Raw genomic sequence first — 23,505 nt, 5'->3', positions numbered from 1 at the left:
ATTTTATCTTCTCAATTCAATCGAAACTAGTTGCGATATAAATGTAACTAAAGAATTGAGTTTTAAAAAGTTTAATAAGTTCAGTAATTGCAGTAACCACCAGGGATATGTATTTTTAAATATCTCTGGATCTAAAAACTTTGGCGCTTGATAATATGCGATCCGTTTTAAATTCAAAAGATGGCGATAAGTAACATTATCAGTAGTTGAATTTCCCCCAAACGTACCGCACCCTAATGTGAATGATGGGTCTAAAGCGCTTGTCAAACCTATAATTCCATGTACTCCTGGCGAATTTACTAATATTCTACTAGCTGGCATTTCTAACCCAAATCTTCTCACTAATGCCTTATTTTTTGTGTGAATAATGGCTGTATGTCCTTTCCCTTCTATCTGTAATATCCTCCGACAAAGCTCTATACCTTCAATCTCATTTTGAACCGTAAATAAACTCAGTATCGGTGCCATCTTCTCATAAGCATATGGATTATCTAAATTTACAGATTCATTCGGAACTATAATTACTTTGATGGAATAATCGCGTTTAATATTTGCCATAGCAGCAATTTTAGCCGCTGACTGACCAATAATTTTTGCTTGCAATCGATGCGATTGATCTTCAAAAGCAACGGTGCTAAAGTAGCTTTTTTCTTCCTGTGTAAGTATTGCTGCACCTTCTTGTTCTAATACTTTAATAAAGTTCTTCCTAACTCGTGCATCAACTATTAAATTATGTTCAGAACCACAAATCAATCCATTATCAAATGATTTGCTGACAATAATACTGCGGGCAGCATGTTGAATATTTGCATCCGCACAAATTAAGGTAGGCGTATTAGCAGGACCCACACCAATTGCCGGAGTTCCGGAACTATAAGCAGCTTTCACCATATTCGCGCCTCCTGTTGCTAAAATTAAGGAGACGTTTTTATGCTTCATTAATATTTCTGTTTGTTCGCGGGAACTACGATGTTTTAACCACTGAATCAGGTCTACAGGTGCATCTTGCCGAATTAAAGCTTCCTGAATAATTTCACAAACTAACGTGCCAACATTCTTAGTAGAAAGTGGGAAACTTAAAATCAGTGCATTACGGCTTTTTATACAAATTAAAGCTTTAAAAACTGCTGTTGCAACTGGGTTAGTCATGGGAATCATGCCAAAAATAATTCCCATTGGACTTGCTATTTCACAAACATTATTAATTTTATAATTTGAGATATATCCGCATCCAGATTTACCAACCAGCGAGCGATAAATACCCAAGCTAGCAATTTTATTCTTAGTAACTTTATCCGAAATATCCCCAACACGAGTAGCCTTTACTGTTGCTATTGCTAATGATTCGGCGTGTTCCGCAACTGATGAAGCAATTACGAGTAATAAGGCATCTATACGTTCTTCAGACCAAGTTTGAATTTCTTTTTGAGCTTGTAAAGCTTTATCGAGCATTTCTTCCACTTCTGGGTATATCTCGAAGTTATTTTTTTTAATCGCCAATTCCTGCAAAGAACGAACTCTCAGGGCAGCAGTTTTTCCAAACACTTCCCAGAGACAAACTAATATTTTTGGATAAGTTTCTAATAAGAGTTCTAACTCTTTAATTAGTATTTTTTTAGCTATTATATTTGTTTGAGCATAAGCAGTAGCCGAACGAGGCATTTTATCTAATACGCTTATTTCTCCAAAAATTGTCCCAGCTTCCAAATAATTAAGTACAAAATTAGAATTATTCTCTGATGCCGTTTCAATCCGTACTATACCTTCTTTAAGGATGTAACAGCTATCCGCGATCCCACCTTCTTTAAATATATAAGTTCCGGCTGAAAATATAACAGGTTGCATTATATTTTCTAAAACCATTTGTTCAGATGCCGAAAGTTTATTTAATGGTTCTAGAAGCGAGTTTAATGCATTTTTCATATATATATTTAATAATTACTTAATTTTTGCTTAAAATCTACCATAATTAAAGGTGATTTTGCTTAAAAAATAAATGTACTCTGATGCGCCTCCGTATTTATTGAGTATTTTAACTATATATTACCTTGTTGTGAATCATATCCGAATAAATACTGAAGACGTTAATAATTACCAAGTGCGATCGCATTTCTAAATCATCAGTCCGCACAGTAGGTATAACTTCTCAATTAGGGTACTGCATATAAGTTTTATATGGTGACAGCAGAGAGTGACTTCTATGATTACAGAGTTCCTGTAGTAGTCAAAAAACTAGGCTATTAATGACATTAAAGTTCATTTATACCCAAAGCCATATTCAGGATTTGCGCTTTTCTTAGTGCCATTCCTCCCTTGCAGTATTGATATCGCCCTAGCCCTTGATTTCTATTTTTTTGTGTTTAAATATACTGAGTAATTGTATTTGGTTTTACCTTCGAGGAAAAATTATGCTAAATCTACAAAGAGATGTGATGTGTACTGTTCTAGTTATTGCATTAAGCATTTCTTTTTTAGTAAATGGTCTTGCTGCTTTTAGCTTGCTTTCTTTGAGCTTTAGGAAAGATGCTTACGATATCGTCAATGATAAAGCTAGAATGCTTTGGATGCTACTTTTCATCTCATTTATAGGTGGAATAATTTTAGTTTTAGTATTCAATACTTCGTGCCGCAGTAGATAAATATTGACTTACCGAATATCTCCATCCCTGAACAGCCAATCACGGAAATTCCGTCAGCAAATTTTTGCCTTGCAAGTCCCACAAGCTAATGACATTTTTACGTTACCATTGTGGGGAGAATAACAAGGACTGCGATCGCATGGATGCCTAAGTGCAAAACTCGCCGTTTTTTGGATAACACCAGTGAGCTTCTAAGTCGCAACCGCACGCCCAGGCGATCGCTATTTCGTTGCTTGAAGGGGAGGAGCACTTTTGGCAGTATGCGCTTGATGTATAGCCCAATCTAGACTACGGCTAGTGAGATGTCGCCCTCTTTCTTAGAGGAAATCTCAATCAAATAAAGCGATCGCCGCCATCACTGCGGGGAGTATGTTTCTCCGATTAATTTTGAATTTTTAATTATTAAAATTAGTCTAAGTTAGAGCAATAAATTTGAATTCCACTGTTACTTTTAAGCATCAAGCAATTACCATCAACATTATTTATTTTGATAAAATTTCTATCTAGATGGCTATTGCTGATTCTAAATAAAATTGTTATTAACAAGCCTATGCATACAGGCATCAATATTATTGGGACAAGAATAATTAAGTTTTTGTAAGAAGATTTTCGGCTAGAATTTCCTGATTTTGATTGAATACAGACAGTTTTTGGCGACCAGAAATGCTCATTAAAGTCATAGTAGCTCATTTTTATTATTTTTTTACCAAGAAATTTACCTATCATTAGGAGTTACTAAATAACATTTATATAAATAGGAAAAGCCATAACTTTCCCTGAATTATCAGATGCTTATTGAAAGCCGATATTCCCATAAATTTTAGATTATTTAGTTTCTACTTCACATTATTAAACCTCTTTTATTAAAAAAAATATCCTGACAAAAGTCACAAATACATCCATGACTAAAGTCACCGTTCAAGCATACATAATATACAAAAATTCCTACACAAAAAATAAAATTCCCACATTTAAGGCAGGAAATAAGGCTAAATCTCAAGCATCAATACAAATGCACTATAACCCGGATTTCTCACAAGCCGAAAAAAATAGGGGTCGAAAACTGCCAAAATATCTATTGCACATGAATTCCAGCAGTTTTAAGCATGACCCCCAATAAAACAGGTTGTATACCGGAACAGTTCCAATTTGAATCAGTAAAGTCATGTCCAGTCGTAGTTAATTTCAACGGTGAGACTGTAACATCAGATGCCGGAGTAACTTTAATTGCGGAGCTAGACCGAAAAAGGGAGATAACATCACGGCTAGCAGGATGTTTTAAAGATTACCGAGAACAAAATCGAATTGAACATTCGGTCAGTAGTTTAATTGCACAGAGAGTATATGGTTTAGTAATGGGTTATGAAGACATCAATGACCATGAAACTTTACGTCATGATGTGATGTTTGCGCTCTCCGTTGGAAAATCCATTACTTCGGGACAAGAACCAGTTAAAATGGCCGGAAAAAGTACCTTAAATCGTCTTGAACACTGTCCAGAAGATGTTTCAAATAGAGCCGAGAGTCGATATCATCGAATTGAGCATGATGCAGAAGCAATAGAAAAACTGCTGGTTGAAATATTTTTAGAATCCTTTCAGAAACCACCACGACAAATAGTTTTAGACTTGGATGTTACTGATGACTTAGTACACGGTAATCAAGAAAAATCTTTCTTTAACCCTTACTATAAAGGGTATTGCTATGCTCCCCTATATATTTTCTGTGGGAAACATTTATTAGCCTCAAAACTACGTGCTTCAAATGTAGATCCGGCAGAAGAGGCATTGCCAGAATTACAACGAGTAATTAAACTAATACGTGAACGTTGGAGTAATGTGAAAATTCTTGTGCGTGGAGATAGTGCATATTCGAGAGAAGATATTATGAGTTGGTGCGAATCTCAAATCGGAGTAGATTATGTGTTTGGATTGGCACAAAACAGTCGGCTAATTCAACTGTCTCAATCAACTAAATACCGAGCTTTTCTGGAATACTCGCAAAAAATTGAAACCGTAGTAGAGTTTTTTGAAACCTTATTTACTCCGTCAGATGACTTAAAAAAACAAGCAACAGCATTGGTTGATAGCTCAGTTTGGTATTGTTCTCTCGATTATAAAACTTTCTTAAGTTGGAGCCGTAATCGCCGCGTTGTCTCAAAAATTGAATATAGCAATGAAGGAGTAAATACTCGCTTTGTCGTGACTTCACTCCCTAGTAAAAAAGTACCGCCAGGACGGCTTTATACTCAAAAATATTGTCCACGAGGCAATATAGAGAATTGTTTCAAGGAACAAAAATTAGAATTAAAAAGTGACAGAACTAGTACTCATACATTTGCTGGTAATCAATTACGTCTGTGGTTTACTTCCATAGCTTATATTTTGATGAATGCCCTCCGAGAGAAATGTTTGGCAAAAACCGAACTCCAAAATGCTCAAGTTGGAACTATCCGTACAAAGTTATTGAAATTAGGAGCAATTATTACTGTTAGTCGCCGACGGGTTTTGATTGCAATTAGTAATGCTTACCCCTACAAAGAGATTTTCGCAACAGCTTATAATTATTTATCTCGGCTAAAATGCCCTGGTTAATTTTCTCTTAGTTGGAATTATAATTTTATAATTATTAGCTTAAAATTTGGGTTGTTTTACTGGATTCAACCCTAGTTTTACTATGTTTATTGTTATGTTTAAAGAGTTATTGCCTCAGTATTTAAGATTTATATTGTATGCATTTATTCTTATAGGTTAAGTCTTAATACTGCTGTATCCTGTTTTAGAATCCAATTTGATGATGTATCAATTAAATTATCCTAAATTTTGCTAATGCCAATGATTTTTTCTAACTTGTGAGAAATCCGGGAGAAGTAGGAACTTAAGGTAATTTGTTTTTCCTGCTTCTACTTTTAGATAGGTTTACCTGCAATCGACTTATACACTTGTGTAAGCTAATTGATTTAAAGTCCAGCGTAGACGATTGTCCAGTAGAGCTTGACATCACGATCCTGAACAAGGAGTCCGATTATTCGGGCTAGTTCTTTCCCTGTTGCCTGCTGTCTCCTGCAATAAACATAATTATGTTAAAACATGTAAAAATGCCTGAACTTTTACTGATGAATCATGCTGGCATCGCAAACTGATAGAGAGAAATGCCAAATAGTGCATCAATGGTTAGCGATCGCATTTTTTGTGTTATAAAACTCACAGAAATTTATCTAAGGGGGGAAACTATTCTATGGAACTGGAAAAACTAGAGCGTTTGCAAGAGTATGGCGAATACATCCTCCAGAAAATAGACTCAGTACCCCAGTACCCCTCTAAACAAGAAGATTGGGTGCCAGCTAGCCTCGATGAATGTCTAGCGCGTCTGCGGGAAGCTGCACAGAAAACTATAGAGTTGGCGACTTCACCAGTGAAAATCGGTGTGATGGGTGAATTTAGCAGTGGGAAAACTTTACTTTTAGGCAGCTTAATCGGGTATGCAGACGCTTTGCCAGTCAGTGAAAACCCCACGACAGGAAACGTCACAGCCATTCATATTATCCCACAAGATACTTTTGCGACAACACAAGTGAGTAATTTCACTATAGAGTATCTCGATCGTGACGGGGTGGATGAATGTCTGCGCTTTATGCTAGGAGAAGCAAACCGCCGCACAATTGCAGCTGGACTTCCACCAGCACTGCTATCAAAACTCAAAGCCGGGAAAGATATTCTCAACTGGTGTGAGGAAACATGGAATAGTAGTAACAATTTAGAGCTACGCTATTTATTGCGGGAATTAGTATTATTTGTGCGTGCGTATCAATCTTACGGAGAGGCAATGTGTGGTGGACATTACCAGATTGATCCTACCACTGCCCGTGAGGGATTACAGTTAGCTGAACAGCCAATGGCAATCCAAACTCTGAGTTTTGAAGATTTACCACCGGCGCACATTCGACTACCCAGTCCACCCCAGAGGCTAGCAATCAAGCTATTACAGAACAGCTTTCCACTAATTCGCCGCGTTGATATTGAAGTGAAAATATCGCGGGAAATTTGGGATGTTACAGGTGCTTCAGAATTTATTCTCTTAGATTTTCCGGGGTTAGGGGCTGCTAATTCGGGAGCCAGGGACACTTTTTTATCACTACGAGAATTAGCAGAAGTCCAGACAATTTTAGTGTTGCTGAATGGTAAATCCCCCGGAAGCGATCGCGCCAATAAAATATTCACCATGATGCAGCAGCAGCGCCCAGGACAAGACTTGAAGGATCTGATTCTTGTGGGGGTAGGGCGCTTTGATCAACTACCTTTAGATAGCGAGGGCGGTGAAAGAGAACTCGATCAACTAATTGACGATCATACTCACAATAATTTAGATGCAACAAGCGTTTTTCAAAAACTCAAAGTTCTGCAAACAACTATTGACGGTGCTGGCGCATTTACCACCCAAAAAGACCGCGTTGTTTTACTATCACCACTATTAGGATTAGCTGATTTAGCTAAACGTTCTACTACAGTTAAAGCCGGTTCACCGGAGTTTTTGGCTAACTTAGATTATCCTAATTACATAGACCGTTCTAAGCGATTACAAGAAAAATGGGGGCGCTTAAGCGAACGATTACTAGCAGCAGATGCACGCAATCATCTAGGCAGACAGCTAGGTTATTTTGCTCAAGATGGGAGTATCTCCAAGTTGCGAGAATTAATTCAAAACCACGTAGCTAATCATGGTCTGAAGCAACTGTATGAAGACACTCAAAGAGCAGCTAATACTGTGCGTCAAGAACAAGATAACTTGAGGAATATTCTGGAAGAAATTCACGAGCAAGGTATTCCGACAGGAGAGAGTCCGGCTTTACTTGAATTTCGGACTGCTATCGAAAGCTTAGATAAAACCTATCGGAATTTTCTCAAAGATTTAGGAAAAGAACCACTGAAAGATAGACGTGGGATTGGGGTTAGTGACGTGGTAAAAGACGAGCTAACTTATCGGATACTTGATTGGAATCAATGGACTTTGTTGTTTAACAAAGCTAATAATGGTGTCATAGCGATCGCCGAATCTAAAGGTGCAGCCGGAAAGTTATTTGGGCGGGAAAATAAAGTTAATAGTACACTTCCCACTAAAAGCGACGATTTTTATCCAGCATTTGCCAAAACTATCAAAGAACTAGAAGATTTCGCCCGCGATCGCATCCATCAAGCAACTGTAGACTTGTTAAACAAATTATCAAATCAGATAGCCTTAGAACGCGACCATTTAAAGGCAATTCTCAACCCAGAACAGGAACAAGATATTGAAGCAAAATTTGGTGTGGAAGCCGCTGATTTATTTTATAAACTGCTATTAGGATCAGATCCTACCGAATGGAAAGACGCCATAATTTCAGAAATTAGAAGCAAAGAAAAAGCGATCGCCCCGGAAGCAATTTTTCCCTTAGCACGTCAAGATGAAAAACACAACATTGGGCAAATCTTTGATTGGGCACCAGAGAGAAACCAAAGTTTACCCAGATCCGCCAATCACCAGCTATTTGTGCTGCGACTGAGGGATGAAATTACTGCTAGCGCTACCCTCCACCTGGTGCAATATGTGAGTGAGATTAATCAACAAGTTAATTCTGAGCTAGAGGGCATTTTAGATCAAATTATTCCTAGTCTGCAAAATATTTCCAAAAAGGAAAACTTGCTGAGGTTTATTGCTGCTGGAGATTCTCCAAGTGAGGTAGCTGTTCCTACTTGGTTACAGATTCTTTCTGAGATTACAGCTATTGCTTATTGAAGAAAATGCCTGTAGAAATTCAGCTTTCACCTCGTTACCAATTGCGGATTAAAGAAAACAATGATTTGGATATTCCTCCTGTCCAAATTGTGGCTTCTGGCAGCAATATCCCCCATATTTCCCGAATTGTTTGTACTGTTAGAGGTACACCCAAAGAATTAGCAGCGAGAATTCAAGACACTTATAAACAATTCAATTCCATCATACCAACTAAAATTTCTAACTTGGGGCAGTTGGGGCAATATTCTTGTCAAATAACACAGACTTTAACAGAACCAATCAACTGTACTTTGTTGGTAATTGTTGAATATTTTGATTCTGATGCTGCTGGCAATCCAGCATTTTCTATGCGAAAGCATATTGGGGCTTCTTGTCATTTGTGGTCACCACTAAATATTGAGCAGCAATCAACTCAACAAATAACAAAAATGGATACTATAATGAACCCTTTTCAACTTAATAATAGCGAAAAACCACAAAATGAGAAAGCACAAAAAAGATTCCCAGGATGGTTTGCTTTAGATTTTGGCACATCTAACTCTACGGTGACACTCTTTGATCCGATTGAAGTCCCGATCGCCGAAGTTTTACCCAAAGAACAAGAAGTGCGATTGCGCGATCGCTTGTCTCAATGGCTCAGTTCCCCGGCTGGCGTGGCTTTACCAGACGTGAGTGCTAGTGATTGGGAAAAATTCATTGCAGATATCAGTAAAAATTTGGAGATAGAACCAAGTCAATTAAGTGAAGTTTTTGAGAGTGATAACAAAGAGCGATTTTTAGAAGCAATTCGCCAAATTGAACTGTGTTTAGGTAATAGCGATCGCTTTCGTCGTGCCGTCAGCAAAAAACTTTATCAAATTTATCATGAAGTTTTCCGTGTACCTACCCTAGAATCACAAAATTTAATTCCCGTGGTTTTAGATATTGATCGCCGCAGCACCGAAATTAAAAGCGAGTTAGAAATTTCGCAAATAGTCAATTTAAAACTGCGGATGGGTAGGGAAGCAAGCGATAATCGCAAAAAGGCGATCGCTCAAGGAACCAGCAGTTCTTTAAAAGAAATTATCAGCAGATTTCACCATTCACCTAAACGTTACTTTGGTCAAGATAGGTCTTTTCCAGTAATTTTGGATGGCAAAGAAGAAACAATTAATGTTAACGAGTTAGTGCAAGCAGCTTGGGGACATCTGATTGATTTAACTGAAGACTACCGCCAACGCGCTAGACGCAGGTTTTCTGAAGGTGACTTTCTCACTGCTGTCGTCACCTATCCCACCGTCGCCCCGCCAGTTGTGCGTAAGGAAGTTAGGGAACTAGTTGAAAAGTTGGGAATTGATGACGTTCAAACTGCTTATGATGAAGCCGTTTCTGTGGCAATATTCTTTTTGTGGCGCGAATTTGGCGGCAATCTCAACATTGGAATAGAGTCCTTCAAAACCCGTTGTCGTCAAGATGGCAATAAATGGTCACAAAACGTTTTAGTTTTAGATATTGGTGGGGGAACCACAGACTTAGCCTTAATCGAATTAACTTTAGAAGATAAAACCCCCTTCTTTGCTGACAATGAAGATAGAGGTTTAGGGGGAAGATATTATAAACTTACGCCGAAACTATTAGGCTCATCAGGTCATTTACAGCTAGGTGGTGAATTAATTACCCTACGGATATTTAGACTTTTAAAAGTGGCGATCGCTGATTTTCTCTTAACAGCAGTTACCACAGGTGATTTAGCCAGTGAAAAGCTCGAAGATTTAATTAACTCCGAATTAAACGAGCGTTTTCTAGATAAAGGGCAATTCAAAAGTGGCAGCATTTTGAAATGTTTAGATAAAGAGAATCCAGAAGGCGACGCTGCTTACAAAGATGCCCTAGATACCGCAGAGAAAGTATTACCTACCCGTTGGCAACAAGCACCCCAACGCCTGCAAACTTTTTATACCTTGTGGGATCATGCAGAAGTTGCCAAACTCAAACTCGGACAAAAGCCACCAGAAGACTCTTCCCTCTTAAGCTTCACCCTCTCTGAACAGCAAATTTCCGAACTCCTCACCCAAAGTGCGATTAAATACCAGATGCGAGATCCTCAGAGCATCTCCGTCACCATCGATAGCTTACAATTTACCAGAGCAGCCTCTTCTGCAATTAAAGAAGCGATCGGTATTGCCAAAGGTTTGATGGAAAGTCGCCTACGTCACACCACACAAAAAGTTGATTGGTTAATTTTATCTGGCAAAACTTGCAATCTTGACCTTGTACAACACCACATTTACCAGGAATTTAGCAAATCTCCATATTTTGTCTGGAATTCAGAGCGCATCACCTTTGTGCTGGAATTTACCAAGCTAGCCACCTCCGCCGGTGCCTGTTATGCCGAAAAGCTGCGAAGACTGAGATTTGATCCAGAAGAGTCCAAAGGCTTACTGCGTAAAGGAGCCAACCAGCTAGAAATTAACGTCAAAAACCTGTTTTATTACCTACCTTGCAACTTCAAACGCAAAACCCAAAGTAACGAACTACTACCGATATTTAAAGCCGGACAGGAACTTTATCAACTAGCTGCCGGGGAAGGTGTAGCCAAAGTACGTACTGCGTGGCAAGGGATACAATTAACCAACATTATTTACCGTCAAGACTACGAAGATGGAGATTTACGCCTCTGGGGTAGCTTCGATGGTAAAAGCCTCATGGAAAAACTAGGCATGGAAGAGGGTGAGTTTCTCAGAAAAATTAAAGTCCAGTTTGAAATTGATCAAACCCTCGAGTTTAGCGTCCTACTTTCTCAAGGAAATCCCCATTATTTAATTGATGTTTCTGGCATTGATGTAGGTTCGGCAATATCTGCAGTCACAGAAAATTCTGCCCTATTTGCTGAAGATAAATTAAAGTGGAATATCGCCATTGAACGCCCTGAAAAAGACCTAACTGATGGTGATATTGCCATTAATGTGATTGAATCTGCAACTGTTGATCAACCAAATGCTTATCATTTAGTATTTGAAATAGACAACAATCATAGCCAGTCGCTGCAAGAATTCCACTATTTGCGTGATGGTTCACCCCAACCAGGAACCGGATTAATTAGTAAACCCTTGCCCCCCTTTCCTCAAAATAGTCAGCATACCTTCTATGTTTATCAAACAGATGCCCAAACTAACACCAAAAAATGGATACGAATTGGCGCATTGAGTAAACCAGATGTCAGCACAGATTACCCTTGCCAATATCGCGTCACCCTCGACAACAAAGGCATCCTCCGGATGCACGCTGGTGAGATACCCTACTGGACATCGAATAATCAACAATCCCTCAAGCAAGCAGGATGCGTTTTTCGTGCTGAACTAGAATTACAACCCAACGAAGTCGATAAAGAACGCGACCCCTTTTGCGGCATCCATTAATTTTCAGTAGGGTGGGCATTGCCCACCAACAAATAATAAATAACAAATAATAAATGACAAATAACACACGCAGCGAGTAAATCCAGAGGCGACATCATGCAACACCTACGTCAGCTATTAGCAATAGAAAACTCAGAATTATCTCGCTTACTAAGATTTAGCCTACACGGAATAGAGGCCGCTTTAACTCAGGCGCGGATAGCATCCCCCGATGATCCCGGTGCTGAAATATGTGATGAAATTCTGCAAGAACTCCATCACCTTTTGCAACCTGTGCCCCTCCCACCTCCACCATCAGACTCAAATAACGAATTAAAACTAAGTCACCTGCGAGCAGCTTTTGATTCTGATCCAGAACTCAGTTTATATTTGGGAAATTCCCAGCTACAAAGCCAGACAGACGCAGATTTGTGGAATGAAATTCAACGCAAGCTGCTGCGGATACCAGAAGATATGGCTACATCGTGGCGACAACGAGCTTTGGAACTGGCTCAAGAAGCTGGTGCGATGGAAAACAATTCTGATCTCTACCAACTACCTTTCATCCGAGATGAAATAATTTACCCTGGACTCAGTGGTACTATTCGAGCTAAAGGGTTGTGCTTATCTCAAAAAGCGCTATTAGATGCCGAAATTGTCCAAGGTTGTGAATTTGGAGATTTATATCTACTAGCTGGCTTCCTGCTTTTGTGTATCAAGTTTATTGAAATTGAACCGGATTTATATCATGCCTTAAAGAGTGTTTTTAGCTTCGATGTGATATCTTTACATTTCAAGCCAGAACAGCAGATTCAGTATATTGACGCTTTAATAGACCGCTTCCAGCGCACTCAAAAAGCTGAAGAAATTGCTGATCCGCTGTTAATTTTACGAGCTTGGATTGATATAGATGAGGCCATACACTCTTTAGTATTTGTCCCACCAGCCGAACGCTATTCTTGGTGGGGAAAGCTACAACAAGAATCGCGGCGGATGTTGAAAAAAGTAGCTGACAGGGCAATAAATGTCGGTAACAATGTGCGGATTCGCCAATTATCAGGACTTTATGCTGATATCTGTGCTTTCACTAAAGATGACCTGCAACTGGATTGTGGAGGCATTCCTGGAGAAGTATTGACCTGTATTCGGGTATATGCACGAATTAATCAGGAGGAGTCACCAGGGCGTGTACTCTTTCGTGCATCACGCTAAATTTTAGTGAATTTTGCAGTTAGTAAAAGTCAATATTATGATTTTTATTTTTTACAATTTCTTCCCGAATTTTTGATAAGTTTAAAGGATGGGCAAAATAATTCTTGTCTAGAGTCTTAATTCCTTTTGCATAAGGGAGGTGACAAGTTATGGATACTGCTGTTCAATATGATATTGAGGTGATCAAAGAAGAAGTACGTCAACTGCTGAAAAAGGGGCTTGTGAGTCGTCAGCAGCCAATTTATTCGCTCTTTAAATACATTGGCGAACGTGATTGGGCTTTTTTTGAGCTTGAGCTAGAAAATAATGAATTCTTGCTCAGAGATAGGATTATTGATTTGTTAGGTAGCGAAGATTGGGACCAAGATTGAAGCTGTATGTAACCAGTAACCTAAATTAACAGTACTCCCAATAAATTTACAGTTGAAAATCAAAATCTCAAAATATAAAGCCCTCGAGAGAATTCGAGGGTTGTAAACATTTTTGAGCAGTCGCAAATGTAAATATTTATTGCTTTATACAAGCAGTATCTCTTGTCCTCTGATTCGGCTATTGACGATTTGCCCTTGACTTGTGTAAACATTGATATTAGCGAGTTTTCGCTGATGAACCTGATGAGGCACCTCTCCAGTAACAATATTTGGTAATAAATTCAAGTCTTTGCTAAAAATTAGTGGCATATCTTGCCAACAGTGGCGACAAAACCAGTAAAGCTGAGAACTGCGTATGTGCGGCAAAAGTCGCCCAGAACAACAAGGACAGTAATTCATATTTTTCTGTAATTCTAATTAATTAAAAAGGTTTATTACAAATTGTGATGGTAAGTTGATATAGGACTCGTATTTGATTTTTAAATAACGTAGTGGCATATCTATAAGAATCCGATTTAATTTTTGAAAAAATCTAAGTATCTGTAGTATTTGTAGGATGGGCAATGCCCACCGCATTCCAGTTTTTGCTGGGCATTGCCCACCCTACTACTACGTAAGATTTCAAAAATCAAATACTAGTCTTATAGACTAAAAATGTGGGCAATGCGAACCCAAAAAATGAAGTTTTTATTGGGTTTCAGCCATTAATTTACCCGCAATTTTAGACATGCTAGTAGGGTAGGTATTGCCCAGCCTACAATTAGCTTTGCATGTACGGAGTTTTTTCAAAAATCAAACCAGATTCCTATAAAAGCATCCAAATCTCACTCCAAGTTTTATATTTTGAGAATAATGTTGAAATATGAGGAACTTGTGAGGAAAATTTAAATAAGAAATATTTTTTTAAATTTATTCATATTTGAACATGATAATGCTTAATGGTTTTGGTATTTGACTCTTGAAGATTCTTCTGACATTTAAAATGCAGGCTTCTCAAATAGCGCCAAAGTTAGTAAAAAATCCATGATAAAGATTGATACCCAAGTAGTGACAACTGCTGTTGTTGCCGATTCTCCTACTTCTTTGGCTCCCCCCTTGGTAGTTAGTCCCCAACTACAGCCGTTGACAGCAACAATCACACCAAAAATAAACCCTTTCAGCAAAATAATCCACAAATCTGCGGGTTCTAAAAAATCTCTGACTGATTCTAAAAATGTCTCTGGAACAATTTGGTAAAATTGTGTTGCTGCAAAAGCTCCACCAATAATGCCTGTGACTAAAGCAAAAATTGTCAGTAAGGGTGTCATCAAGCAGCAAGCGATGACTCTAGGAATTACTAGAAAATCAATAGGATCTGTTCTCAGCATGTAAAGTGCATCAATTTGCTCTGTGACTCGCATTGCACCTATTTCTGCTGCAAAAGCAGAGCCTACTTGTCCGGCAATTATACTAGCAGTTAAAATTGGCGCTAATTCTCTGCAAAAGGCTAGAGCAAAAGCACCTCCTACGGCATTAACAGCACCATATTGCACTAATTCTCTCGCTGTTTGAATCGTGAAAATCATCCCTGCAAAACAACTGACAAGCAATACTGGAGGGATAGAAGCAGGGCCAGCAGTCACCATGTGTTCCAGAATTTTGCGGTAATAAGTTTTCCCTTGGAGAAAATGCAGCAAGACTTGACCAAAGAGCAGCACTGTAGCGAAACAGCGTACAATCCATATCTGCTGTAGATTGTCTTTTGGTCGCGGTTTTACCCCCATCTAGTATCCTCTCAACGTGGTTGTGAAAAATTCGCTTTTACTAAAAAACTACTTGCTGCTACTAGAATTTATGCGAAGAGAGTTACGGGGATAAACTGTTGCACATAGTTAGTCTTTCGAGAGATTGTAACGGAAATTAGTCAGCATCGGATGAAAAGGGATTGGGGATTGGGTACTGGGGAGAAATAACTAATAACCAATAACCAATGACAAATGACAAAACCCGAATCTAACTAAAGGTTGAAATGTTACTCATCCATACTTGCTAGGATTGAAGAATCTCAGAGATTTTGATCAGCAGTCCAGACTAACTCAAATAGGCTTGATGCGATCGCCAGTTTTCAACTACGGTCAGATTATTTTGTCACTTCTATAACCAGAAAACTGCCATCAAGAGCCATACCGCCGAAATCAAGAGATATCAAGATTACCAAAGGAGACTGAAATGGAAATCTTCGATTATGTGATTTTAGGAGCCGGATTAGGTGGACTTTCAGCCGCAGCCTGCTTAACCAAACAAGGGTATCGGGTGGCAGTTTTGGAGAAACATTATTTGCCAGGTGGTTGCTGTCACACCTTTGATTATGGTGAATACAGCTTTTGTGCTGATGTGCATTATATTTCGCAATGCGGCTCTGGTCGCAGCATAGCTCAATTTCTTGACTATATTGAACGCGATATACCATTTAATAGCCTTGACCCAGATTGTATCGACCGAGTCATCACCCCAGAGGTAGACTTCAAAATTCCGCTGGGCTGGGAAAGTCTGCGTACACGTTTGCTCTCTACTTTTCCCGAAGAAACTCTCGCTATTAACCGCTACTGCGATGAGATTAAACGACTCCATCAAGAAATGCATAATCTGGTGCAGGAAGTACACTGGTTTGATCAGAAGTGGTTTGACTGGTTGAAGTTGCCAAAATATTGGAATTTATTTTGGAAGCGGACTTGGAATCTACAAGATTTGTATAACTATGTGGGGTTATCACCCAAACTACAAGCAATACTAGCAGGACAAAGTGGTGACTATGCTTTACCACCCGCAGAAATCGCCTTGATTACTCACACTGCGCTGGTTTGGGATTACTCAGAAGGTGCTTATTATCCTAAATATCACTTTAAACACTTTGTTGACACAATTGTTGATGTAATTACAGATGGCGGAGGTGTGATTAAGTACTCAACGCCAGTTGAACATATTCAAGTTAGTGACAATGTTATCCACAGCGTTATGGCTGATGGCAGAGTCTATCGTGCCGAAAAAGCTTATATCAGCGACCTCGACCCCAAATTAACAGTAGAGTTGATGCATGATATTGAAGCGTTAAGCCAAAAGGAACGTCAACGCCTTACTAGTTATGAATACTCGGCTAGTGCTTTCAATATTTATTTGGGTTTAGATAGCCGCTTCAACCCGCAACGCTATGGTATTGGCAACTGGAATATCTGGTACTATCCCACAGGCAACCTCAATCAAGAATATCAAAAACAACTGGCAGGGGACTTGAGTCACCCGTGGATTTTCCTTTCTTGTCCCACGATGAAATCTCAGGAGCCGGGGATGGGACCTGAGGGACATCATGTTTTAGAGATTGCTACAGTCTGTGCTTACGAGCCTTTTGCAGATTTGCACAAGACCAACCCAGAAGCTTATAAAGCCAAAAAGCGGGAAGTCTATCAGCAGATTATGACTAGTGTGCGAGATTTGATTCCTGATGTGGATAACTACGCTCGGATGAAAGTTTATGGTACACCCACTACGAGTGAGTTTTATTTAGGACAACCGCAGGGTAATATTTATGGTGCGAAATTAGTGCCCCGACAGGTTGGTTTAAATCGTCTGGGATACATCACAGAGTTGTCTAACCTCTTCTTGGTGGGGGCGAGTGCTGGGTATCCAAGTGTTCCGGGTGTAATTAGCAATGGATTGGATGTGGTAGAACTGATTACTGGGCAGTCGGTGCGGCAGAAAACTGCAACATCTCAGACTTTGGTGGCTGCTAGGTGACTCAATTTTGGATTTTGGATTTTAGATTTTGGATTGAGTTATGTTGCACGAATACTCACCTTTTGGATGTCCATCCTCATTATAGTGACTGAGCGCAGTCGAAGTATAGTCTTTAACCGTCAACCGTCAACATTTATCAACTCTGTTCACAAGCACCAATATTTACCCAGCTGCTCGAACCATCTTGCCAATGCTCCTTTTTCCAAATGGGTGCATTATGTTTGAGGGTGTCAATAGCATAGCGACAAGCCTCAAAAGCCTCACTTCGATGGGGACAACCCACTGCCACCACAACGCTGATGGCGCCAACTTGCAAACGCCCAATGCGATGATAAATCGCTACCCGATTGACATCAGGCCACAGAGAGCGAATGTCAGCAGCAATTTGCCAAAATACCCGCAACGCCATTGGTTCATAAGCTTGATACTCTAAAGCAACTACAGGTTTACCATCAGTTTGATTACGAACCATCCCACTCATGATCACTACAGCACCATTAGCGGCATCATCGGCCTTAGCATATATTTCTTCAAAAGACAATGGTGCTAAGGTAATAGCAAAGCTATCTTCTTCTCTAGATTTAAGGGGAGAAGTCAATGTATTTTTCAGAACTGACTTCAGATTGTTTGTCATAAGTATTACTAGTCCAAAAATAACGTCATAAATACATAAATATGTGAGAATTACCCGCTTTACTAAGTTGTTTAAAATGCTTGAATAGGCATTGTTATACTACAAACGGATAAAAGCTGAACTTTGTCATACTGAGCGTAACGCAGTGAAGAGAAGTATCTCGGAGATTCTTCCCTTTAGTCAGAATGACAGTTCTAAACCGTTTTTAGTATAAAGGGCAAAGAGCGATGAGTCTTTTCTGCCTAAGAGCATATTTGAAAAGTTTTATCAGGTATAAAAAGTCATTCTGAGTGGAGCTTTGCGGAATCATTCCTCAGCTGTCGATGAGATCGGCAGCCCACACTTCTACTATTCCGAAGTGTGGGTAGTTGACAAAATCATAATTGCCAATCATAGCGGCTAATGATGGCTCTGAGTCCATAACACCCAATACCCAACATCAAGATAAAATTAGGTAGGTTGGCGTAAATAATTATCGTTGGGATATAGCAGGGGTCAGGGAGCAGATTTTTACACAGATGGAGAAATTATAACTAATCAGCCGCACATGATATAACTCCCACCTCCCGACTCCCACCTCCCGACTCCTACCTCCTGACCACTGACAAATAAAACATGACTCAACAAGATTCTGCCTTGATTCTGGTTGTAGACGATGACGATTTAACACGAATACATCTATGTGATCTGATGGAAGAAGCAGGTTATCAAGTGGCAGAGGCTAGTAATGGCTCAGAGGCGATCGCTACTTGTATCCGCTTAAAGCCAGACTTAGTGCTGTTAGATGCTTTAATGCCAGTGATGGATGGCTTTACGTGTTGTGCTGAATTGCAAAAACTCCCCAATGCTGACACTACACCGATCGTGATGATTACTGCTCTTTACGATCAAGCATCAGTGACAGCAGCTTTTGCTGTGGGTGCAACTGATTTGATTACCAAGCCGATTCAATGGCCAGTATTAAGTCAAAGAGTGCGCCGTCTCCTAGAAGCTAATCGCACTATGCAGGAATTGCGGCAGCAAACAGAAGCCGCAAAACGACGGGAAGCACAACTGCAAATAGCGTTAGAGGCTGCCCAAATGGGTGCTTGGGACTGGGATATCACCACCAACAAAGTGACTTGGTCAGATCACAAAGCAGCACTGTTGGGCTTAGAAAAAGATGCTTTCGATGGTACTTATGAAGGTTTTATTCGCAGCATTCACCCCCAAGACCGCGATTTTGTCAACTACTCGGTCATGCAGGCTATTGAAGCAGGAGCAGAATATGACATCGAATTTCGTGCTGTGCTACCCGATGGTAGTATTCGCTGGTTAGTCAGCAAAGGAGTAGTCTGGCGCGACGCATCGGGAGTAGCTGTGCGAATGTCTGGGGTAGACATGGACATTACTAAGCGCAAACAAGCAGCAGAAAAGTTAGAATCTTATGCCCAGCAGCAAGCAATAGTAGCAGAACTCAGTCAAATAGCACTAGCTGATACAGATTTGAGCAGGCTGATGAATTTGTGTGTGACACTTGTTGCCCAATGCCTCAAGATTCACTCTTGCCAGGTTTTAGAACTTCTCCCAGATGGTAATACATTAATGCTAAAAGCAGAGGTGGGTTGGCAACAGGAACCAGTGAACAATGTCGCTTTCAGCACCCGATTTTCGCCAGAGCCAATTTTGAGTGAGAACCTCTACACAGAAAAGCTATTTCTAGAAACAAGTCTACTGGATGATCAGCAAAGGATGGGGAACGTTAGCGTTGTCATTCATGGCAAAGAGATACCATTTGGGGTTTTACGGGCACACACAAACAAAAAGTCTACTTTTACCAAAGATGATATTTATTTTCTCCAAGCTGTGGCCAATGTTCTGGCTACAGCCATTGAGCGCCACCGGGTAGAAGAGGCACTCAAAAAAAGTGAAGAACGGTTCCAGATAGTCGCCCGTGCTACTAATGATGCTGTGTGGGACTGGGATTTGCTCACTTATCAAGTGTGGTGGAATTTAGCTGTGGAGAAACTTTTTGGTTACTCGACAGCAGAAGTAAATTCCAACCCTTACTGGTGGCTGGAAAATCTGCATCCAGATGATAAATACAGAATTGCTACTCACATGCGGGCTGTGATTGATAGTGGTGAAAAATTCTGGTCAAATGAGTATCGCTTTCGCCGTAGTGATGGCTCTTATGCTGAGATTTTTGATCGGGGTTATGTTGTTCATGACGATACAGGTAAGCCAGTGCGAATGATTGGCGGGATGGTGGACATCACTGAGAGCAAACGCGCTCAAGCAGAATTAGAACGTCAAAACTGGCGATCGCAATTATTCGCGGATGTCACCCTCAAAATTCGCCAGTCTTTACGCATTGAGGAAATTCTCCCAACCAGTGTTACAGAAGTCCAACAACTACTACACGCAGATCGTGTCTTAATTTTGCGGCTCAAATCCGATGGTTCTTTCATCGTAGTTGAAGAAGCAGTAGTTCTCGGTTTACCTGTCCTTTTGGGACAGCACATTATCGACCCTTGCTTTTGGGAAAAATACATCGAGAAATATCGACAAGGTAACATTTGTGTAATTAATGACATTTATCAGACAGATATCCAACCTTGCCACATTGAATTGCTAGCAAAATTTGCTGTTAGAGCCAACCTTGTTGTGCCAATTTTTCGCCAAAATCAACTTTGGGGACTGCTCATCACCCATCAGTGTACACATTCCCGCGAGTGGACTGATTGGGAAATTCAACTTTTGCGACAACTGGCAGATCAAATAGGTATTGCTTTAGCTCAGAGCTACATTTTAGAACAAGAAACTCGTCAGCGGAAAGAACTCACCCGTTCTAATGAAGAATTGCAACAATTTGCTTTTATCGCCTCTCACGATTTGCAAGAGCCACTGCGTAAGATTAAGACTTTTGGAGAGCGACTTAAAGCCACCTGCGGCGCAACTTTAACTGAACAAGGGTTGGACTATCTGGAACGGATGCAGAACGCAGCCGAGAGAATGGAAACGTTAATTGAAGATTTGTTAAAACTTTCACGAGTTACTACTAAGGCACAGGCTTTTGTACCAGTAGATTTAGCACAAATAACCAAAGAAGTATTGTCTGATTTAGAAGTGCGTATCCAACAAACTAGAGGACATGTAGAAGTAGGTGAATTACCCATAATTAAAGCTGATCCTCTACAAATGCGCCAATTATTGCAAAATTTGATTGGCAACGCTCTCAAATTTCACTGTCAACAAGTACCACCTGTGGTTAAAATTTATAGTCAATTATTAAATAATCAATTAGATAAAGTTGTCATTAGTTCTGAACTGTGTCAAATCATCGTTGAAGATAATGGCATTGGTTTTGAAGAAAAGTATCTTGATCGCATCTTCAATGTTTTTCAACGTCTCCATAGTCGTAGAGACTATGAAGGTACAGGGATGGGATTAGCTATCTGCCGGAAAATTGCCGAGATACATCATGGGAGTATTACAGCAGAAAGCACGCTAGGAAAAGGGACAAGATTTATTGTGACATTACCTGTTAATTAACCCCGCTAATTTTTCTGACTGGAGAAGGATTACGGCTAGCTCCAAAACAAGGTTAACCATACAACTGTCCTAGATAATTGATTGCGATTTATTAATTAATACTAATAACTAGTACAAAGGAGACTATTTGTAGTGGACGGTTGCCAAAAAAACGTCACAATCTTAATGGCTGATGACGATAAAGTCTGAAGTATAAACTATGAAGTCGGAAATAGAGAAACCTGTGCAGTCAGCTTTTTATGGTTTTGGAATAGGTGGTTTATTTGCGCCGTAGCGCACTAGGAGCCGCAGGAGGCAGAAATGGAAAATAACTTAATCAAAGTTCTTTTAATTGATGATGATGAAGATGATTACATTTTAACTAGTTATTGGGTGAGTGAATTTCAGGTAGCTGGTTGTGAGTTGAAATGGGTAGACAATTATGCGGCAGCATGGGATGCGATCGCACATAACCAATATGATATTTATCTTGTAGACTACCGCCTAGGCACACACAACGGACTAGAACTATTGCGCGCAGCGATCGCTCATGGTTGCGCCTCACCAATTATTTTATTAACTGGCCAGGGAGAGCGGGAAATAGATTTAGATGCAATGAGAGCGGGAGCGGCAGATTATTTAGAAAAAAGCCAGTTGACAGCACCATTACTAGAGCGTTCTATTCGCTACGCCATTGAACGCAAACAAACAGAACAAAAAATCCGCGAACAAGCTGCTTTGCTCGATGTCGCCACCGATGCAATTTTTGTGCATAGTTTAGATAATCAAATTTTATTTTGGAATAAAGCTGCTGAAAGTCTTTATGGTTGGAAAAAAGAAGAAGTAATTGGTAAAAAAACACAAAAACTTTGGCAGGAAAAAAATTTACATTTATTACAAGAAGCCCTCAATAATATCATGAAAAATGGCTCATGGGAAGGAGAGTTATATCAAAGAACGAAATCTAACCAAGAAATTATTGTCGAGAGCCGTTGGACACTAGTCAAGGAGTTTGATAAAACAGCGCAATCAATTCTTGTAGTTAACACTGATATTACCCAAAAAAAGCAGCTAGAAGCCCAATTTCTGCGCGCCCAGCGATTAGAAAGCATTGGCACTCTAGCCAGCGGGATCGCCCACGATTTAAACAATGTTCTTGCGCCAATTCTCATGACAGCACAGCTTTTAGAATCACAAGTTCATGATGAGCGATCGCGTCGTCTACTACCAATATTAATTTCTAATGCTAAACGTGGAGCAAATCTAGTTAAGCAAGTACTATCTTTTACTCGTGGACTTGAGGGAGAGCGGACACTTTTACAATTAAAGCATTTAATTATAGAAATTCAGCAAATTATTAGAGAAACATTTCCCAAATCAATTGAAGTCCAAACCCAAATGCCGCAAAATCTTTGGACTGTATCTGGTGATCCTACCCAACTGCATCAAGTACTCATGAATTTGTGTGTTAATGCTCGTGATGCTATGCCCAATGGCGGAGTTTTAAAAATCCATGCAGAAAACTTCTTGATTGATGAAAATTATGCCAGAATGAATATTGATGCCAAAGTTGGCTGTTATATTTTAGTTAATGTTACTGATACCGGAATCGGTATTCGTCCGGAAATATTAGACCGCATATTTGAGCCATTTTTTACTACTAAAGAACTTGGAAAAGGTACTGGTTTAGGTCTTTCCACAGTACTGGGAATTATTAAAAGCCACGGAGGTTTTATTAGCGTCTTGAGTGAAAACGGAAGAGGCAGCCAATTTAAAGTATTTTTGCCAGCAAAAGGAGCAAAAGAAATATTAGAAGAACCAGACAGAGAATTGCCTGCTGGTAATGGAGAATTGATTTTAGTTGTAGATGATGAAGCTGCTATTCGAGACGTTACCAAAGCATCTCTAGAAAATCATAATTATCAAGTTATTACAGCTTGTGATGGCATTGAAGCCATAGCCTTATATGCAGAACATCGTGAGCAAATATCCCTGGTTTTGACTGATATGGTGATGCCGTCTATGGATGGGATCACTACCATCAGAACATTGAAAAAAATTAATCCTCAAATCAAAATTATTGCAGTTAGTGGACTTGCTTCTAGCAATAAGGTTAATGCAGCTTATGAGTTAGGTATCAAAGCATTTTTATCTAAACCTTACACAGCTAACCAATTATTAGAAGCTATTAGTGAAGTGAAGAATAATAATTAAAG

Annotated in this window: 13 protein-coding genes; 9 read left to right on the top strand and 4 right to left on the bottom strand. The window is 39.6% G+C overall.

Features of this window, described 5'->3' with window-relative positions; genetic code table 11:
• Positions 1-3 precede the first annotated feature (3 nt).
• Positions 4-1,923: an aldehyde dehydrogenase family protein gene (locus CAL7507_RS18955; RefSeq protein WP_015130105.1), complete on the bottom strand. Its 1,920-nt coding sequence runs from the start codon at positions 1,921-1,923 to the stop codon at positions 4-6.
• 485 nt (positions 1,924-2,408) lie between these two features.
• On the opposite strand from CAL7507_RS18955, the gene CAL7507_RS18950 reads away from it, so the two are divergent.
• From CAL7507_RS18950 to CAL7507_RS18920, 6 genes are all read left to right on the top strand, one after another.
• Positions 2,409-2,639 carry a hypothetical protein gene (locus tag CAL7507_RS18950; protein ID WP_015130104.1) on the top strand — a complete coding sequence of 77 codons (231 nt, stop codon included), beginning with the start codon at positions 2,409-2,411 and terminating at the stop codon, positions 2,637-2,639.
• A 1,106-nt stretch (positions 2,640-3,745) separates the two neighbouring features.
• The gene (locus tag CAL7507_RS18940; protein ID WP_015126936.1) at positions 3,746-5,233 is read left to right on the top strand and encodes an IS1380 family transposase; all 1,488 of its coding nucleotides are present in this window, start codon (positions 3,746-3,748) and stop codon (positions 5,231-5,233) included.
• Between the two features lie 643 nt (positions 5,234-5,876).
• The gene (locus tag CAL7507_RS18935; RefSeq protein WP_015130101.1) at positions 5,877-8,411 is read left to right on the top strand and encodes a hypothetical protein; all 2,535 of its coding nucleotides are present in this window, start codon (positions 5,877-5,879) and stop codon (positions 8,409-8,411) included.
• 5 nt (positions 8,412-8,416) lie between these two features.
• The gene (locus tag CAL7507_RS18930; protein ID WP_015130100.1) at positions 8,417-11,809 is read left to right on the top strand and encodes a virulence factor SrfB; all 3,393 of its coding nucleotides are present in this window, start codon (positions 8,417-8,419) and stop codon (positions 11,807-11,809) included.
• Positions 11,810-11,905: 96 nt separating this feature from the next.
• Positions 11,906-13,000: a hypothetical protein gene (locus tag CAL7507_RS18925; protein ID WP_015130099.1), complete on the top strand. Its 1,095-nt coding sequence runs from the start codon at positions 11,906-11,908 to the stop codon at positions 12,998-13,000.
• Between the two features lie 149 nt (positions 13,001-13,149).
• Positions 13,150-13,371 carry a DUF4327 family protein gene (locus CAL7507_RS18920; RefSeq protein ID WP_015130098.1) on the top strand — a complete coding sequence of 74 codons (222 nt, stop codon included), beginning with the start codon at positions 13,150-13,152 and terminating at the stop codon, positions 13,369-13,371.
• A gap of 144 nt (positions 13,372-13,515) precedes the next feature.
• Here CAL7507_RS18920 and CAL7507_RS33720 read toward each other — a convergent pair whose 3' ends face one another.
• Both CAL7507_RS33720 and CAL7507_RS18915 read right to left on the bottom strand, forming a co-directional pair.
• Entirely contained in the window at positions 13,516-13,680 is a 165-nt protein-coding gene (locus CAL7507_RS33720; protein ID WP_201447924.1) for a hypothetical protein, read from the bottom strand.
• A 668-nt stretch (positions 13,681-14,348) separates the two neighbouring features.
• The gene (locus tag CAL7507_RS18915) at positions 14,349-15,134 is read right to left on the bottom strand and encodes an ABC transporter permease (RefSeq protein ID WP_015130096.1); all 786 of its coding nucleotides are present in this window, start codon (positions 15,132-15,134) and stop codon (positions 14,349-14,351) included.
• Positions 15,135-15,579: 445 nt separating this feature from the next.
• Here CAL7507_RS18915 and CAL7507_RS18910 point away from each other — a divergent pair, with 445 nt between their 5' ends.
• Positions 15,580-17,142 carry an NAD(P)/FAD-dependent oxidoreductase gene (locus tag CAL7507_RS18910; RefSeq protein WP_015130095.1) on the top strand — a complete coding sequence of 521 codons (1,563 nt, stop codon included), beginning with the start codon at positions 15,580-15,582 and terminating at the stop codon, positions 17,140-17,142.
• A 136-nt stretch (positions 17,143-17,278) separates the two neighbouring features.
• Here CAL7507_RS18910 and CAL7507_RS18905 read toward each other — a convergent pair whose 3' ends face one another.
• Entirely contained in the window at positions 17,279-17,776 is a 498-nt protein-coding gene (locus CAL7507_RS18905) for a molybdenum cofactor biosynthesis protein MoaE (protein ID WP_015130094.1), read from the bottom strand.
• 615 nt (positions 17,777-18,391) lie between these two features.
• Here CAL7507_RS18905 and CAL7507_RS18900 point away from each other — a divergent pair.
• On the top strand, positions 18,392-21,310 hold the full coding sequence (locus tag CAL7507_RS18900; RefSeq protein ID WP_015130093.1) for a PAS domain-containing protein: 2,919 nt from the start codon (positions 18,392-18,394) through the stop codon (positions 21,308-21,310).
• Positions 21,311-21,610: 300 nt separating this feature from the next.
• Positions 21,611-23,503 carry a hybrid sensor histidine kinase/response regulator gene (locus tag CAL7507_RS18895; RefSeq protein ID WP_015130092.1) on the top strand — a complete coding sequence of 631 codons (1,893 nt, stop codon included), beginning with the start codon at positions 21,611-21,613 and terminating at the stop codon, positions 23,501-23,503.
• The last annotated feature ends 2 nt before the right edge of the window (positions 23,504-23,505 follow it).

This window comes from Calothrix sp. PCC 7507 (assembly GCF_000316575.1).
GTDB lineage: Bacteria > Cyanobacteriota > Cyanobacteriia > Cyanobacteriales > Nostocaceae > Fortiea.
The sequence above is the reverse complement of the archived record's forward strand: the minus strand, read 5'-3'. Positions and strand labels throughout refer to the sequence as shown.